General features: G+C 68.8%; 16 protein-coding genes. 13 read left to right on the plus strand and 3 right to left on the minus strand.

Going from position 1 to position 16,757, the window contains the following annotated elements; all coding sequences use genetic code 11:
• Nucleotides 1–38 precede the first annotated feature (38 nt).
• Both grpE and hrcA read right to left on the minus strand, forming a co-directional pair.
• Nucleotides 39–683 carry a nucleotide exchange factor GrpE gene (gene grpE, locus E6J58_17355; GenBank protein TMB34963.1) on the minus strand — a complete coding sequence of 215 codons (645 nt, stop codon included), beginning with the start codon at nt 681–683 and terminating at the stop codon, nt 39–41.
• Between the two features lie 58 nt (nt 684–741).
• The gene (hrcA, locus tag E6J58_17360) at nt 742–1,818 is read right to left on the minus strand and encodes a heat-inducible transcription repressor HrcA (GenBank protein ID TMB34964.1); all 1,077 of its coding nucleotides are present in this window, start codon (nt 1,816–1,818) and stop codon (nt 742–744) included.
• 96 nt (nt 1,819–1,914) lie between these two features.
• Here hrcA and E6J58_17365 point away from each other — a divergent pair, with 96 nt between their 5' ends.
• From E6J58_17365 to E6J58_17400, 8 genes are all read left to right on the plus strand, one after another.
• The gene (locus E6J58_17365; protein ID TMB34965.1) at nt 1,915–3,327 is read left to right on the plus strand and encodes a methyl-accepting chemotaxis protein; all 1,413 of its coding nucleotides are present in this window, start codon (nt 1,915–1,917) and stop codon (nt 3,325–3,327) included.
• Between the two features lie 4 nt (nt 3,328–3,331).
• Nucleotides 3,332–3,751 carry a chemotaxis protein CheW gene (locus E6J58_17370; protein ID TMB34966.1) on the plus strand — a complete coding sequence of 140 codons (420 nt, stop codon included), beginning with the start codon at nt 3,332–3,334 and terminating at the stop codon, nt 3,749–3,751.
• 2 nt (nt 3,752–3,753) lie between these two features.
• Entirely contained in the window at nt 3,754–4,122 is a 369-nt protein-coding gene (locus E6J58_17375; GenBank protein TMB34967.1) for a response regulator, read from the plus strand.
• Between the two features lie 8 nt (nt 4,123–4,130).
• The gene (locus E6J58_17380; GenBank protein TMB34968.1) at nt 4,131–6,134 is read left to right on the plus strand and encodes a chemotaxis protein CheA; all 2,004 of its coding nucleotides are present in this window, start codon (nt 4,131–4,133) and stop codon (nt 6,132–6,134) included.
• Nucleotides 6,134–6,745, plus strand: coding sequence for a hypothetical protein (locus E6J58_17385; GenBank protein ID TMB34969.1), 612 nt, complete (start codon nt 6,134–6,136; stop codon nt 6,743–6,745). Before E6J58_17380 ends, E6J58_17385 begins: the two co-directional genes overlap by 1 nt.
• Before the next feature lie 13 nt (nt 6,746–6,758).
• Entirely contained in the window at nt 6,759–7,562 is an 804-nt protein-coding gene (gene larB, locus E6J58_17390; GenBank protein TMB34970.1) for a nickel pincer cofactor biosynthesis protein LarB, read from the plus strand.
• Nucleotides 7,559–8,722, plus strand: a complete 1,164-nt coding sequence (gene larC, locus E6J58_17395; GenBank protein TMB34971.1) for a nickel pincer cofactor biosynthesis protein LarC — start codon at nt 7,559–7,561, stop codon at nt 8,720–8,722. Before larB ends, larC begins: the two co-directional genes overlap by 4 nt.
• 72 nt (nt 8,723–8,794) lie before the next feature.
• Complete coding sequence (locus E6J58_17400; GenBank protein TMB34972.1) at nt 8,795–10,147, plus strand: PAS domain S-box protein; 1,353 nt, start codon at nt 8,795–8,797, stop codon at nt 10,145–10,147.
• A 12-nt stretch (nt 10,148–10,159) separates the two neighbouring features.
• On the opposite strand, the gene E6J58_17405 is transcribed toward E6J58_17400, so the two are convergent.
• The gene (locus tag E6J58_17405; GenBank protein ID TMB34973.1) at nt 10,160–11,923 is read right to left on the minus strand and encodes a hypothetical protein; all 1,764 of its coding nucleotides are present in this window, start codon (nt 11,921–11,923) and stop codon (nt 10,160–10,162) included.
• A 214-nt stretch (nt 11,924–12,137) separates the two neighbouring features.
• Between E6J58_17405 and E6J58_17410 the strand changes: the two genes are divergently transcribed.
• The 5 genes from E6J58_17410 to E6J58_17430 all read left to right on the plus strand — a co-directional run.
• Nucleotides 12,138–12,809 (plus strand): MotA/TolQ/ExbB proton channel family protein, encoded by a 672-nt coding sequence (locus E6J58_17410; GenBank protein ID TMB34974.1) that lies wholly within the window; start codon nt 12,138–12,140, stop codon nt 12,807–12,809.
• 24 nt (nt 12,810–12,833) lie between these two features.
• Entirely contained in the window at nt 12,834–13,298 is a 465-nt protein-coding gene (locus tag E6J58_17415; GenBank protein TMB34975.1) for a biopolymer transporter ExbD, read from the plus strand.
• A gap of 9 nt (nt 13,299–13,307) precedes the next feature.
• Nucleotides 13,308–13,880, plus strand: coding sequence for a biopolymer transporter ExbD (locus E6J58_17420; protein ID TMB34976.1), 573 nt, complete (start codon nt 13,308–13,310; stop codon nt 13,878–13,880).
• A gap of 184 nt (nt 13,881–14,064) precedes the next feature.
• On the plus strand, nt 14,065–16,494 hold the full coding sequence (locus E6J58_17425; GenBank protein ID TMB34977.1) for a sodium-translocating pyrophosphatase: 2,430 nt from the start codon (nt 14,065–14,067) through the stop codon (nt 16,492–16,494).
• Between the two features lie 21 nt (nt 16,495–16,515).
• Nucleotides 16,516–16,757: ATP-dependent protease (locus E6J58_17430; GenBank protein TMB34978.1), on the plus strand; the 242-nt coding region annotated here is incomplete at its 3' end.

The following is a 16,757-nucleotide window of genomic DNA, read 5'->3' on the forward strand; positions in this document are numbered from 1 at the left end:
CGGCCCGAAATTTCTCGGTGGAGCGGGCGTGGGCAAATTCAGGCTTGTCCCCCACCCTCGGAATTCGCCGCCGGAGGCGGTTCCGCCGGGGTGCGGGGCTTGGACACCACCACCGCGGCGGGGCGGACCAGCCGATCGTTGAGCTTGTAGCCCTTGGCCATCTCCGACACGACGGTCCCGGCGGGCTCGTCGCTCTCCTGCTGCATGAGCGCTTCGTGCAGGCTGGGGTCGAACGGCTTGCCCAATGCGGAGAAGCCGACGACGCCGTGCTTTGCGAGGACGGTCTCGAACAGCTTCTGCACCAGCCGGACGCCCTCGATCACCTGCCGTGAATCGTGCTGCTCGGCGTGATCGAGCGCCCGCTCGAGGTTGTCCATCACCGGGAGGAAGTCCTTCAGCAACCGTTCGATGCCGAACCGCTGCACGTCCTCCTTCTCCTTCACCGCACGCTTCTTGAAGTTGTCGAATTCCGCCGCGGTGCGGAGCAGGCGGTCGTGGGTCTCCTTCAGCCGGTCCGACGTGTCGCGGGCGCGCCTGAACGATTCCTCGAGCTGCGCCTGGAGAGTGGCGAGCTTGTGTGGCTCGCCGCCGCCTTCGGCTGCGCCGGGGTCCGCTGCGCCGTCTGGGACTGCCCTCTGCTCGTCGACGGCGGCATCGGGCGGGACCTGCGTATCGTCGGGCACTGCTCATCACCTCCACAAGGAGGCGGTAAGATAACGCAGCCGGGCGCTTCGCCAAGGTTCAGGCTTCTTCTTTGGCGTCGAGCGTGAGCCCGACCGTCCGTGCGGTCAGCTCGACGAGCGGGACGACGCGCGAGTAGTCCATGCGCGTCGGCCCGATCACCCCGAGCGCCCCGACCACCTCGCCCTTCAGCCGGTACGGCGCGGCCACGATCGCCAGGTCCGGCTCGACGATTCCGCTCTCCGCGCCGATGAAGATGCGCAGCTCCTCCGCCGCCAGGGTCCGATCGAGGACGGCGAGCAGCAGCTCCTTCTCGTCGAGGGCGCGGAAGAGGGCGCGGATCTTCATCAGATCTTGCGCCAGCGCCTTGTCGTCGAGGAACGAGGACTGACCCTCGATGTGCACGGTGGGCGCTTCCACCTGCACCGCCTCCGCACCGAGAGCGAGCGCCCGTGCCTGCAGCTCGCCGAGCTCCCGGCGGTCGCGCTCCAGCTCCGTCCGCAACCGCGCACGTGCCTCGGCCAGGGTGCGGTTTGCGATCAGCGAGTTCAGGTAGTTCGCGGCGTGCTCGAGCTGCCCCGCCGAGAGCGGCTGCTGCAGCGCGATCAGGCGGTTGTGGACGGCGCCGGATTGCGCCACCAGAACCGCGAGGGCACGCCCTTCGCGGAGGGGAAGGAACTCGATGCGCTGCAGCCGCTCGGACTGCGGCCGCGGCGAGGCGATGACGCCGGCGTGACGGGTGAGCGAATGCAGCACGCGCGACGCCGCCGTCATCAGCCCGTCGAGCTGCGTCGCTTCCTGTGCCCGGCGCGCGATCTGTTCGCGCTCTTCCGGCAGCGGCGGCTTCACGCGAAGGAGCGCATCCACGTAGTAGCGGAACCCCTGCGCGGTGGGAATGCGCCCCGCGCTGGTGTGCGGCTTCTGCAAGAATCCCATCTCCTCCAGATCGGACATCACCGAGCGCACCGTCGCCGACGAGACGTCGACGTCGGGACGGCGGGCGATTGCATGGCTGCCTACGGGTTCTCCACCATGGATGTAATCGCGCACGATCGCTGCGAGGACGCGGCGCGATCGGTCGTCGAGAGACGCTTCGGCGCTCCGGGGATGTCCGCTGGGCGTGGCGCGCGCAGCCATGGGTGAGGAACGGTAGCCGCGTCACCTGCCCCATGCAACGGAACGGCTGCGAACCTGATTTGCCGTTCCCGCGCCTCGGGATACAGTGCAGGCGGCATGGCGACCCCCGCGCACCACGAACTGCTCGGAGCGGACGAGCACGATGTCCCGCTGCGGTCGCTGGCGACGCCCGCCCGGCCTCCTCCTCCACCCCCTGCGCCCAGCAGCCCGGGGCTGCGGCCGGTGCGCCCGTCCCGCGCTTCCTCGCGTCGGCTCGGCCTGTTCTTCAAGGTGTTTTTCGGCGACATGAGCATCTGGGCGGTGCTCTCCGGCGTGCTCACCTACGAGGTGATTCGGCAGGGTCTCCATCCGCAGCACGCCATCGCCGGCGCCACCGCAGGCCTCATCGTCGCCATCGCCGTCTCGGTCGGCCTCAAGCAGATCGCCAACCGCATCGTGCGCCTGAACCGCAGCGCCCTCGAGATCAGCCGCGGAGATCTCTCCAAGGCGTTGCCCAGCGAGAAGCCCTCGTTCCTCGGCGTGGACGAGGTGGACGAGCTGACGGTCGCGATCTCGCACATGCAGGAGAACCTGCGCGACCTGGTCCGGCACATCCAGAACACCAGCCGCGCCGTGGCCGACTCGGCGGACGAGATGCAGGTCTCCACCGGCAACGTGACCGCCTCCGCCGAAGAGATCAAGGAGTCGATGGACCGCATCGCCAAGGGTGCGGAGGAACAGCTGCGACTGGTGGAGCGGGCCAGCGGCTTGATCAACGGAATCGCCACCTCCATCAAGTCCAGCGCGAATACCGCTCAGGCGGCGGCCGAAGTGGCCACGGCGACTTCCACGGCGGCGCAGGCCGGCGGAGCGGCCGCCCAGCTCGCCGCGGAGAAGATCAAGAAGGTCTTTGCCGAGATCGAGGCCGCGTCGGAGACCGTCTTCGCCTTCGGCGAGAAGACGCAGGAGATCAGCAAGATCGTCGTCGCCATCACCGGCGTGGCGCAGCAGACCAACCTCCTCGCCCTCAATGCAGCCATCGAGGCAGCCCGCGCCGGCGAATACGGCCGCGGCTTTGCCGTCGTGGCCGACGAGGTCCGGAAGCTGGCGGAGTCCGCCGGGCGATCCGCCGAGCAGATCAGCCGGCTCGCCCAGGAGATCAGCCAGCGCAGCCAGCACGCCGTCGCCGCGATGAAGGAAGGCATCGACGAGCTGGGACAAGGCCGCGAGGACCTCGCGCAGATCATCCTCTCCCTCGACGAGATCGTCCACGCCACGCAGGAAGGGACCGAGCGCGTCACCGCCATCTCCCAGGCCGCCAAGGAACAGCTGGCGGGCTCCGAGGAGATGGTGAAGGCCATCCGCGAGATCCGCGAAGTGGCTTCCTCCAACGCCAAGAGCACGGAGGAGGTGTCGCGCGCCATCCGCGAGCAGGCGGTGGTGACCGCCTCCATCGCCTCCGCCTCGCAGGAGCTGACCAACCTTTCCGTCGAGCTGCAGAGCGTCGTCTCGCGGTTCAGGCTGGAGTGAACCGATGCCGCGCGCCGTCATCTGCCTGCATGGAGGCAACCGATACGCGCTCCCGCTCTCCGCGGTGCGGCGCGTGACGGAGATGACGTTCGTCTCCCGCGTTCCTCGCGCGCCCCCGGCGCTCCTCGGGGTGATGAGCCAGCAGGGACGCGTGGCTGCCCTGATCGATCTCGGCCCGCTCGTCGGTTTGCGCGCGCGCCCGGCGCGCCCCGAGGGCAAGGTGGTGATGCTGCAGCGGGCGAGAGGCGACGTCGGTCTCTACGTGTCGGAAGTGGCCGGGATCGACGAGATCCCCGCCGAAGCACGCGAGCTGAAGGAGCCGGCGGGGGCGGCGCTCGCGCAGGTGGATTCCGCCGACGGTCCCGTGAAGCTGATCGATCCCGAGCAGCTGCAGCGGGCCATCGACAACCTGGTGGAGGCGTAACGATGCCCCAGAGGCGAGTGCTGATCGTCGACGACGCGCTGTTCATGCGCAATACGCTGCGCGACATCTTCGCCGGCGCCGGCTTTGCCGTCGCGGGTGAGGCGGACGACGGCGTCCAGGCCGTCAACCTCTTCCGCGACCTGAAGCCCGACCTCGTCACCATGGACATCGTGATGCCCTACAAGTCGGGCATCGACGCGACGCGCGAGATCGTCCAGCTCGATCCCAACGCGGTGGTGATCATGTGCTCCGCGCTCGGACAGGAGTCGCTGGTCATGGAGGCCATCGAGGCCGGGGCGACGGACTTCATCGTCAAGCCGTTCCGGGGGGAGGACGTGCTGGCGGTCGTGAAGAAGGTGCTCGGCGAGTAGGTCCCCTCATGGCGGAGACCCCCCACAAGTACCTGCACGCTTTCATCGCGGAAGCGACCGAGCAACTCGAGCAGCTCGCTTCCGAGCTGGTGCGCATCGAGCAGGAGTCGCCGGGCGGAGCGCTCTGGGATTCCATCTTCCGGCGCGTGCATTCGGTGAAAGGGAGCGCCGCAACCATCGGCCTCTCCGCCATCGTCGACATCGCGCACGCGGCGGAGACGCTGATCGGCAAGCTCAAGGCGCGCAACGCGAAACCGGAGCGCAGCCACGTCGATCTGCTGCTCCAGGCGACCGACGGCCTCGTCCAGGAGGTGCAGCACGCGTCGGGAACGGCGCAAGGCCCGCGCGAGGGCGAGAAGGCGCCCGCCGCGATCGCCGCAAGGCTCTCGGCGGCGTCGGCCGCGCTGCCCGATGCGTTTCCCCTCGCGGCGGTGCCGAAGGTGGCGAAGAAGGTGGTCGCCGATCCTTCGCTCCCCAGGCTGGACGTCGCGTTCGCGCTGTCCAAGGCGTGCCAGGCGCCGGGCGCGCGAAGCCTGATCGTGCAGCGGAAGCTGAAAGCGCTGGGGGTGCTCCTGGAGATGGACCCGCAGCCGACGGCGCTGATGCAGAAAAAGGGCGGCGTGCGGGTCACCGCGCTGCTCGCCACGGCGCGTCCGGTCGAGCAGGTCCGCGCGGCTTTCGACGGGATTCCGGAAGTGGAAGACGTCGAGGTGCGCCTCGCGCCAGCGCCGACGGCCAGCGGACCCCAGCCCGTGGAGCCGCAGCCGGGCGGCGCGGTGCGAATGGTCACGGATGCGCCGATGCCCGACGACGGGAGGACGGACGCGACGGTCCGCGTCCGTGCCCAGGCGCTCGATCAGCTTCTCGACCAGGCGGCGGAGGTGCTGCACGGCATCGCCAGACTCCGCGAAGCCGCCCGGAAGCTGCCCGAGAACGCTTCCGGACAGTTCGAGGCCGAGATCGATCGGCTGCGCCGGAACGCCCGCGACCTGCATGGCCGCGTGATGAACGCACGCCTGACCCCGTTCTCCTCCCTCACGGAGCGTCTTCCACGTGCCGTTCGCGATCTGGCGCACCGGTTGGGCAAGGAAGTGGAGCTCGAAGTGCAGGGCGGGGAGGTCGAGCTCGATCGCACCGTGATCGAGGCGCTGGCGGACCCGCTCACGCACCTCGTCCGCAACGCCGTCGATCACGGTCTGGAGACCAGCGCCCAGCGCATCTCGATGGGGAAGTCGCTGCGCGGCCTGCTGGTGCTGTGCGCGCGCCGCGAGCGCGACAAGGTCCTGGTGGAGGTCAGCGACGACGGCGCGGGCTTCGACGCGGAGCGGCTACGCCAGCGCGCCATCGACATGGGAACGCTCTCGCCGGACAAGGTGGGCGAGATCACCGAGCAGCAGAGTTACGAGCTGGCATTCTTGCCCGGCCTCTCGACGCGCGAGGAAGCAACGGATCTCTCCGGCCGGGGTGTGGGCCTCGACGCCGTGAAGGCCGCGGTGGAAGGCCTGGGCGGCAAGATCGGGCTGCGCTCGGCGCCGGGAAAGGGCTCGCGGTTCACCCTCGAGCTCCCCCTCAGCGTCTCCATGGCGAATCTTCTTCTCGTGCAGGTGGGAGGCGAGCTGTACGGGTTGCCGATGAGCCGCGTCGTTGCCACCACCGAGTACGATCTCTCCGCGCGCGGAGGAGAGGGGTTCGAGGCGAGGTCGCTGGCGGTGATGGGACAGCTCGTGCGTGCGTACTCGCTGGCGAAACTTTTCGGGCTACCGTCGCTCGCGCCTCCCGGGCCCCGGCCGTTCGCGGTGCTGGAAGTCGACGGCATCACCTTCGCGCTCTCGGTCGACCGGCTGGTCGGCCAGGAAGAAGCGGTGCTGAAGCCGCTCTTTGCGCCGATCGATCGGATCAAGGGGCTCGCCGGAACCACCGTCCTCGGAAACGGCCGGCCGCTGCTGGTGCTCGATCCCCGCGGGCTGCACGAGCTGGCGGAAGCTTCCCAGCGGATGCGGGGGGCGGCCTGATGCAGCAGCGCAAGCCCGTCACTCCGCTGGAGCTCACGCCGCAGCAGATCGAGGCGCTGCGGCAGCTCGCCCAGTTCGGCTCCGCGGATGCCGCGCGATCGCTCGGGCGACTGCTGGGGACGTTCGTGGAGGCGGTGCAGCCCCGCGCCCAGGTGGCGCCGAAGGGGGCGGTGCAGCGGGTGCTGCAGCCCGACGGCGCGGCCTTCTCGGTCCACTTCGAGGTCGACGGCGGCGCTCGCCTGCGCTGGATGATGCACGTGACGGAGGAGGGAGCGACGTTGATGGGCGGGCTGCTCCTGGGCGCTCCCGGAGGCGCCCTGCAGCAGCCCACGCTGTACACAAGCGCGCTGGCGGAGATGTCGAACATCGTGGTGTCGAGCTACGTGGGAGGCGTCGCGGCGGCGGTCGGGCTCACCCTGGTTCCGTCCATCCCTCACGTCGGCGGGGGCACGCTCGCCGAGACCATGGAGGCGGCGTTCGGGGATCTCGACTCCTCGCTGCTACTGGTGACCGATCTTCGTCTTCCGGGCGTCCGGTACGCCGGCCGCATCGTCGCCGCTCCTGTCGACGAATCGCTCTCGCGCCTGCTCTCGATGCTCGGCGTCGTGTGATAGATCGCCCGCGATGGACGCGCGGGCGCTGCGTGACTTTCTCGAGCGGGTCAAATCGGGCGAGCTGGCGGTAGAGGACGCCGCTCGCCTCCTGACGGAGCTTCCCGTCCAGCAGATCTCCGACTTCGCGCAGCTCGACGGCGAGCGCGCGCTCCGCATGGGCGTGCCGGAGGTGATCTTCGGCGAGCGGAAGCGGCCCGAGCAGATCGGCGCGCTCGTCGAGCGGCTGGTCACGCTCGGCCAGGCCGTTCTGGTCACGCGCATGGCGCCGGAGGCCGAGGCGGCGGCGCTCGCGGCTGCTCCCCGGGGCCGCTACGACCCGGTCTCGCGCACGTTCACGGCCCCTCCGGCCGCCGGGATTCCGCCGCGGGAAGGTCTGGTCGCCGTGGTCTGCGCCGGCACCACCGACATCCCGGTGGCGGAAGAGGCATGCGCGACCGCCCACGTCGTCGGAGCGCAGGTCGAGCGCGTCTATGACGTCGGCATCTCCGGCCTGCACCGCCTGCTGCGGCGGGCGCCGGCGCTGCGCGAGGCCGATGCGCTCGTCGTCTGCGCCGGGATGGAAGGCGCGCTGCCGTCGGTCGTCGGGGGGCTGGTAGCGCGTCCCGTGATCGCCGTCCCGACCAGCGTCGGCTATGGCGCCTCCCTGGGTGGAATCGCGGCTCTCCTGGCGATGCTGAACTCCTGCGCCGCAAACGTCACGGTGGTGAACATCGACAATGGCTTCGGCGCCGGCTTCGTGGCCGCGCTGATCGCGCGCCAGTCGCACGCCGTGCGGGACGCCAGAGACCGCCGGCAGGAGGCGCGGCCGCGATGAGCACCCTCGTCCTCGAGCCTGTCGGCGGGATCGCCGGCGACATGATGATCGGCGCCCTGCTGCACCTCGGCGCGCCTCGGGCGGCGCTCGACGACGGTCTGCGGCGTCTCGCTCTTCCCGGCGTCTCCGTCGATGCGCGCGAAGTGGAGATCGCCGGAATCCGCGCGCTCCACGTCGACGTCCGCGCACCACGCGATCGGCACACCCACCGCCCGTGGCGGGAGATCCGCGATCTCCTCTCCCGCGCGCACCTTCCCTCCCGGGCCGCCGGCATGGCGCAGGCCGCCTTCGAGGTGCTCGTCAAGGCGGAAGCGCGCATCCACGGGATCGCGCCCGAGGAGGTCGAGTTCCACGAGGTCGGCGCCGTCGACTCGATCGTCGACGTGGTCGGCAGCGCGGCGCTGATCGAGGCGCTCGCGCCGCGGCGGATTCTCGCCCTGCCTCCGCCTTCCGGCGGCGGAACGATCCCTGCCGCTCATGGCGTCATTCCCGTTCCCTCGCCCGCCACGCTCGAGGTCCTGCGCGGACGGACGGTGCGTCCCAGCGGCCCGGGTGAGCGGACCACGCCCACCGGTGCGGCGCTGCTCGCCGCCTGGAGCGAGGAGTCGCTCGCGATCCCGGAGCTGACCATCGACCATATCGGGTATGGCGCCGGCACCAGGAGGTGGGAAGACGCCCCGAACCTGTTGCGCGCGCTCCTCGGGCGGTCCACGGTCCCCTCGGATGCGGTGTGGGTGCTGGAAGCGAACCTCGACGACCTTTCGCCGCAGCTGCTGGCGGCGGCCCTCGATTCCATCCTTGCCGCCGGCGCACTCGACGCCTGGATTGCCCCTGTGACGATGAAGAAGGGGCGGCCGGGACACCTTTTCGGCGCGATCTGCGACGACACACGCCGGAGCGCCGTCGAAACCGAGATGTTCAGGCAGACCAGCACCCTCGGGGTTCGGGCGACGCGCGTCGAGCGCCGCGTGCTCGACCGGGAGCTCATCGAGGTCGAGACCGCGTACGGAAAAGTGCGCGTCAAGGTAGGACGGCTCGGGGGAACGATCGCCAACGTGGCACCGGAGTTCGAGGACTGCAGGCAGGCAGCCGAGCGCTTGGGCGTCGCGGTGAAGGAGGTGATGGCGGCGGCTCTCTCGGCATTTCGTGGAGCACGCTGACTCGCGGTAGAGTTTCCGGCCGGGGGACGAGAGAACGACCCGTTGCCGGAGCATCGCAGATTCCGCATTGCATTGATCGGTCCCGCGGCCCAGGCGCTTGCAGCGCAGATGGTTGCGGCCGGATTCGACCTGGCCGACGGTGGCGCGGCGGTCGTCGACGTCGAAGGCGCGCAGGAAGCGATCGCCGACGTTCGCCACCGCTACGCTCCAGTCGTGGGGGTCCTGAGCGGTGACGCTCCGCTTTCCGCGGGGGCGAGCGCACTCGACGCGCTGGTGCGGCTTCCCTACGGCGCGACGGATCTTCCGCCGCTCCTGCGGACGCTGATCCGTGCCGCGGACGATCGCGGCGAGCTGTCGCAACTGCGCCGGTACGAGGATTTCTTCAGCCACATCAACGACGGCATGGCGGTGCTCGATGAGCAGGGCCGCGTCCTGACGGTCAATCCGGCAGGCTGCTCGATCCTCGGCCTCCATGGCGAGGAGGCCCGTGGGTTGCCCCTGCCCGAGTTGGTGGCGAAGGAGAGCGCGATGGAAGCGACCCTGCTCTGGCGGGAGCTGGCTGGCGGCGGCCGCGTGCTCTCCGCCGACCTGCGCGTGCAGACCAGGGACGGGCGCCCCCTGACGTTGTCGGTATCCGCCGGGCCCCTGCGGTCGCAGAATGGCCACGCCATCCTCACCTTCCGCGACGTCTCCGAGCGCCGCGAGCTGGAGAGCGAGCTGCGCCAGACCAAGGAGTTTCTCGAGCGGCTCATTCACGCCACCTCCGATGGCATCGTCGCCGCCGACCTGCAGGGAACGCTCCTCCTGTTCAACAAGGGCGCGGAGCGGATGACGGGCTTCCCCGCCGGGGCGCTGGTGGGGAAGTCGAACATCCGCGAGCTCTATCCGCCGGGGTTGGCGGAAGAGATGATGCGCCGGCTTCGGGAGGCGCGGGCGGCAGGCGAGGAGTTCGGTCGCGTGCGCTGCGAGATCGTCGCCCGCAGCGGCGAAGTGATCCCCGTCGACTTGTCCGCAGCCATCGTCACCGAGGACGGCCGCGATACCGCCACCGTCGGCGTGTTCCGCGATCTGAGAGAGGAGCTGCGGCGCGAGTCGGAGCTGCGCAAGACGCGCGAGCGGCTGGAGGAGGCCGAAAAGGCGGCGGTCGTTTCAGAGCTCGCCGGCGCCGCTGCGCACGAGCTCAACCAGCCGCTCACGAGCGTCCTCGGATTTTCCGAGCTGCTGTTCCGGCGCACGCGCGAGCACGAAAAAGGCCGGGAAGAGCTGGCTGCCATCCTCCGCGAAGCGGAGCGGATGGCGCAGATCGTGAAAAAGATCGGCAGGATTACGCGGTACGAAACCACCGCCTACGTGGGAAAGACGCGGATCGTCGATCTCGATCGGGCGTCGAATCCGCCAGCGGTCGTCATCCGCGACAAGCCGTAGGTGCGTCGTCGCTCATCGCGGCACTGCAAGGAGTGCATAGCCGCCGACGCTCGGCAGGATGGTCGAGACCGAGAAGCCCGAGGGGTTGAGCGTGATCCTCTCGCCGTCCCGGCCGCCGCTGCGCTCCGGCGCGAACCAATAGCCCGAGCGGCCGCCGCCGGCCGCTTGCCCGGCGATGCTCACCTGCACGCCCTGCGCGGGGACGAAGGCGGCATCCTGAAGATCGAGGTTGACGAAGTGCACGTCCAGCTTCCGCTCCGGATCGAGATACGCGCGCGAGAAGAGCCTGCCGCGGCCGCTGATGGTGACCTGCGGGCGGGCGCGGGTCGACAGCTCCCGCAACGCGCGGGTCAGCGCTGCGTCCTGGGCGCCCTCGTCGAGCGCGAACACGCGTCCTTCGCCGACGCGCTCGAGGCCTGACTTCACTTCGGGGAAGAGCGGGTCGCCGGTGCGGCCTTCCTCGTCGATCGGCGTGCACTTGCCGACCATCAATAGATCCCCGCCTGCTTCGACGTATCGGCGCGCTGCCACTGCGTCCGACGCGGGCAGCGCGGTCGCGCCAGCCAGCACCAGAAGCCGCGCGCGGATGCCGCCCGAAAGATCGAGTCGGACGACGGGCTGGAGCTGCGCCCGCGCCAGCGCGGCGACGGCGGCTGCCGCCGCGCGCTCATGTCCGCCGTCCGCCCAATGGTCGCAGCGCGGCGAGAGCAGCACCTCGACGTCGAGGAGCGCGACGCTCGGGCGGTAGCGCTCGCGGACCAGGCCGAGAAACTGCCGATGCGCCGCGAGAGCCTCCCGCGCCTGCGGCGGCGCGTCGTCGCCGAGCAACAGATCGGCGTCGCACGCCGTCGCCAGCCCGGCAAAGAGCTGCACTTGCGCCGCGCTGGCCCCCGCAGGAAGAACGGCGACGGCCGGCCTCAGCCCGAGAGCGGCCCGCGCCGCAAGCAGCGGAAGCAACGCGGCGAACGGGTCGAGCGAGGGGAGGTCGAAGACGAGCCCGTCCAGGTGGCGGCAGAGCTCGAGCGCGAGCGGAGACAGCGTTCCCGCCCGCCCGAGGACCGCCACCTCCACGCTGCGCTGGCGGCGCGCTTCGTCGCGGGCGCGAAGAATGGACCTCTTGGCCGCCTCGACCGACTCGAGAAGACGCAGCGCCTGCTTCTGGCGCGCGAACGGGCGCTCGCGCCGCGGCAGCGTGGAGGAGCGCATTTCCTCGAGCGCGTCGAAGGGCTCGAGGTGATCGCCGTAGGCCTCGCGCAGGTACTCGACGAGCGCGAGCTCGCAGCTGCGGCAGTAGCCGGCGCCCTCAGGCCCGAGGCGGTACCAGCGATCGAGGCCTTCGAGAAGGACCGCTTCTCCCGCGAGCGCGGCGCGCGCCGCGAGTGCGCCCGCGGCGTCGCGTCCTTCGAGAGAAGAGGCACAGCGGACCGCTGCCGGCGCGCCGTCGAGCGCCCGACACCGGTCGGTTTCGCCCGTGGGCACGCCGACGTCGGCGCCGATCACCCAGGGGACCTGGCGAGTCTGCGGAGCGGGAGCCTCCGTCCCGGCCTCCAGCGCGGGGACCGGCGCCGCAGCGGGCAGCGCGCCCTTTTCCGGAACTCCCGGCGCTCCCGGCTCGACCGGCGGCGGGAGCGGGACGCCCGCCGGGGGCGTGACCTGCGCGGCAACCCGGATGGGAACGAGAATCGCTTCGCTTCCCGCCGCTTTCGCCTCCCCGCCCTGTTCAAGTCCGGACAGCGCGACGTGCCGCGTTCTCGGGAAGGTGACCTCGCGCGCCATCGGAGTGCGGAACCTAGCACGGCGCAATGGCCCGGTCCCTGCTTCCGCGGTGGCGGCGGCAGCGGCGCCGGGAAGCAGCAGCAAGCGCCCGATTGCCGATTCGGTGAGCGGCACCCAGATTGCTGAACGGGCCAGTGGCCCGGTTCGAGGGAGGCGGGGGGGCCCCGCGGTCCCGGCCGGTTTTGAACTCTTTTCCTGCAGAGGACGGAAACGAATGAGCCCGATTTTCGAGACGGTCGCGCAGCACTGGAAGGGCGGCGGCTTCGGCATGTACCCGATCGCGATCTGCCTCGTCTTCGCGGTCGCGGTGATCATCGACCGCATCCAGGTTCTCTTCTTCTCCGCCAGCGTCGACAAGGACCAGTTCTTGCGCGGCCTGAAGACGCACATCTTCAACGGCGACCTGGACAAGGCGATCAGCTACACGGCCGGCCAGAAGACGACGCCCCTGACCAACATCGTCAAGGCGGGACTCATCAACGTCCCCAAGGGAGAGGACGAGGTGCAGGCCGCGATGGACGAGGCTTCGCTGCGGGAGATGCCCCGCATCGAGAAGCGCACCGGCTATCTGGCGATGATCGGCAACGTCGCCACCCTGGTCGGCTTGCTCGGCACCATCATCGGCCTGATCCAGTGCTTCGCCGGCGTCGCCGGTGTGGACGCCAGCGAGAAGGCCCGCGTCCTCTCCGACGGCATCGCGGAGGCGATGAACTGCACGGCGTTCGGCCTCATCGTCGCCATCCCCTCGCTGGTGGCGTTCTCGCTGCTGCAGGGGCGGACCCAGCACATGATCGACGACATCAACGAGACGTCGGTCGGCGTGCTGAACCTGATCGTGGCCAACAAGGACAAGATGCGGATCCCCGCCAACCTGCCCCAGCAGTAACCGGACGGCGAGGAGAGAACGATCATGGCTGGCGCGGCTCCGCAGGAACATACCGGGAAAGGCGGAAAGAAGGCGCTGGACGCCGAGCTGAACCTCGTGCCGTTCATCGACCTGCTCTCCTGCTGCATCAGCTTCCTCCTGATCACCGCGGTGTGGACACAGATCGCGGGCCTCCAGGTGGCGAGCAGCGGCGGTCCGCCGGATCCACAGGCGAAGCAGGAGAGCACCATCGACGTGCGGCTGCTCCTGAACGACAAGGGCTACCAGCTCATCATGGCCGGAGCGATTCTCGACATTCCCAAGCAGAACGGGGTCTTCGATCGCAAGACGCTCGCCGAGAAGCTGAAGACGCTGAAGTCGAGCCTGCCAGACCAAAGCGCCATCACCGTGCAGCCCGAGGATTCGGTCGCGTACGCCGACCTGGTCGAGACCGTGGACACCGCGATGGGCGAACAGCTGCGCAACGTGACCGTTGCGCCGGCGAACTAGGGGGGCGCAATGGCCATCGTCACGCCGGGGAAGCGGCCCTGCGATCGGATCGCCCAGAGCAAGGTCCTGGAAAAGAAGTTCAACCGCGGCAAGCGCGGCGTCTACGCCGGTCTCACGCTGACCTCGCTGGTGGACGTGATGACCATCATCGTCATCTTCCTCCTGATGAACTTCAGTGCGAACGGCGAAGTGCTCTACATGAGCAAGGACATCAAACTGCCCGACGCGTACCACGGCTCCCAGCTCGACCGCGCGCCGGTCATCTCCGTCTCCCCCGAAGCGGTCACGTTCGACGGCAGGATGCTGCTCAACACCGCGGACCTGGCGAAGGGTGACGCGGTCAACGTGCCCGAGCTCGAGGACGCGCTGCGCGACGAGAAGCGCCGCTACGAGACCGTCCACCAGAACGACCCGGATCATCCCTTCCGGGGGCTGATCAATGTCCAGGCGGACAAGCAGATCCCGTTCAAGGTGATCAAGCGGGTGATGTTCGCGTGCAACCAGAGCGGGTTCGGGAACATCAACTTCGCCGCGCTCTCGCGCGAAGCGGGTCCGGCCAAGACGGTCACGGCCAGCAGGTAGCCGACCGCTCAGTCTTCAAGCGCGCGGAGATTTTGGGGCTTGCCGATCCCGCCAAAGGAACCTCCGCGTCCTCTGCGTTCTCCGCGGCAAGGTTTTTGGCCTTGGCATGCGCCGTTGGGCTTTACAGGCGCGGCGGATCACTCTATTTTTCGCCGCCCCGAAAAACCGGGAGTCCCGCGCCCCCATGCAGAATATCGTCCGCCGTTTTGCCCTGCCCGTCCTGGCCGTCCTCGCGCTTCCGTTCGCTGCCCGCGCCGACGAGGCGAAGCTGATCCTTCCCGATCTGGGGAGCGTCGGCTTTCTCGGGATGTCGGGACGCAGCCTGCTGGAGATCGGACTCGTGATCTGCGCGCTCGGCCTGATCTTCGGCATCGTCATCTTTGCCCAGCTCAAGCGATTGCCGGTCCACCGGGCGATGCTCGAGGTCTCCGAGCTGATCTACGAGACCTGCAAGACGTACCTCGTCACCCAGGGCAAGTTCATCCTCATCCTGGAGACCTTCATCGGCGTGATCATGGTGATCTATTTCGGCTGGCTCCGGCATTTCGAGGCGGCCAAGGTGATCACCATCATCATCTTCAGCCTGCTCGGAATCGGCGGCAGCTACGGAGTTGCCTGGTTCGGCATCCGCGTCAACACCTTCGCCAACTCGCGCACCGCCTTCGCCGCCCTGCGCGGAAAGCCATTCCCGACGTACGTCATTCCGCTGAAGGCGGGCATGTCCATCGGCACGATGCTGATCAGCATCGAGCTCCTGATGATGCTCTGCATCCTCCTCTTCGTGCCGGTGGACTACGCGGGGCCCTGCTTCATCGGATTCGCCATCGGCGAATCGCTTGGCGCCTCCGCGCTGCGCATCGCCGGCGGGATCTTCACCAAGATCGCCGACATCGGCAGCGATCTGATGAAGATCGTCTTCAACATCAAGGAGGACGACGCGCGCAACCCTGGCGTGATCGCCGACTGCACCGGGGACAACGCCGGCGACTCGGTGGGTCCCTCGGCCGACGGATTCGAGACCTACGGCGTCACCGGAGTAGCGCTGATCAGCTTCATCCTGCTCGCGGTGCCCGAGCCGCGGGTGCAGGTGCAGCTCCTGGTCTGGATCTTCGCGATGCGGATCATGATGATCGTCGCTTCCGTCGGATCGTACCTGATCAACGAGACGATCCAGCGCGGCCGGTACGCCCACGCCGACCGGATGAACTTCGAGGCGCCCCTCACCTTCCTGGTCTGGCTCACCTCGCTGGTCTCCGTCGCGCTGACCTTCGTCGTCAGCTGGCTCCTGATCCCGAATCTCGGCGGTGACACCACCATGTGGTGGAAGCTTTCGCTCATCATCACGGCGGGAACGCTCGCCGGCGCGATCATCCCCGAGGTCGTGAAGGCATTCACCTCGACCGAGTCCAGCCACGTCCGCGAGGTGGTGACCGCCTCGCGCGAGGGAGGAGCCTCGCTCAACGTCCTCTCCGGGCTGACCGCCGGCAACTTCAGCGCTTACTGGATGGGGATCGTCATCGTCTCCCTGATGGGCATCGGCTTCTTCGTTTCCGCCCAGGGCCTCGGCCAGATGATGCTCGCGCCCGCCGTGTTCGCCTTCGGCCTGGTCGCCTTCGGCTTCCTGGGGATGGGCCCGGTGACCATCGCAGTCGACAGCTATGGACCAGTGACGGACAACGCGCAGTCCGTCTACGAGCTCTCACTGATCGAGCAGATCCCCGGCCTCGAGGCCGAGGTGAAGCGGGACTTCGGGTTCGATCTCTCCTTCGACAAGGCCAAGCACTTCCTGGAGGAGAACGACGGCGCCGGGAACACCTTCAAGGCCACCGCGAAGCCGGTGCTGATCGGGACCGCGGTGGTAGGCGCGACGACGATGATCTTCTCGATCATCATGGTCCTCACCGACGGGTTGCGGACGAACATGCAGTACCTGACCATGTTGCACGCACCCTTTCTCCTCGGCCTGGTCACCGGCGGCGCCGTCATCTACTGGTTCACCGGCGCGTCCATCCAGGCCGTCTCCACCGGCGCCTACCGCGCGGTGGAGTTCATCAAGGCGAACATCAAGCTCGAAGGAGCCACCAAGGCCTCGATCTCCGACTCCAAGAAAGTGGTCGAGATCTGCACCCAGTACGCGCAGCGCGGCATGTGGAACATCTTCCTGGTCGTCTTCTTCTCCACCCTCGCCTTCGCCTGCCTCGAGAGCTACTTCTTCATCGGTTACCTGATCTCCATTGCCCTGTTCGGCCTCTACCAGGCCATCTTCATGGCGAACGCCGGCGGCGCCTGGGACAACGCGAAGAAGGTGGTGGAGGTAGAGCTGAAGGCGAAGGGGACGCCGCTGCATGCCGCATCGGTGGTGGGCGATACGGTGGGCGACCCGTTCAAGGATACCTCCAGCGTGGCGATGAACCCGATCATCAAGTTCACCACCTTGTTCGGGTTGCTCGCCGTCGAGCTCGCGACCGAAATGCAGACGGGTACGCGCCTGGTGCTGGCAGCGATCTTCTTCGCGCTCTCGGTGGTGTTCGTCTGGCGCAGCTTCTACGGCATGCGCATCCAGAGCGCGGTCCGCGCCACCCAGACGACGCGAGCGGCCGCCCGCGCCGCCTGAAACGGTGTAGGCTCGCCCGCCATGGACGACGCGGAGCGCGTCCGGCGCACCCTGACGAACCTTCCCATCTTTCCCTTGCCGGGCGCGGTCCTGCTGCCCCATGCGCTGGTGCCGCTGCACATCTTCGAGCCGCGGTACCGCAAGATGACGCGCGACTGCGACGAGGGCCTGCGCGTGCTCGCATTGGCGAACATTCCCGACGACCGGGCCGCTGCCGAGCGGCCGGCGCGGGTATTGCCGGTCATCGGGGTAGGCATCCTCGC

It is taken from the genome of Deltaproteobacteria bacterium (genome assembly GCA_005879535.1).
Classification (GTDB): Bacteria; Myxococcota; Myxococcia; order Myxococcales; family 40CM-4-68-19; genus 40CM-4-68-19.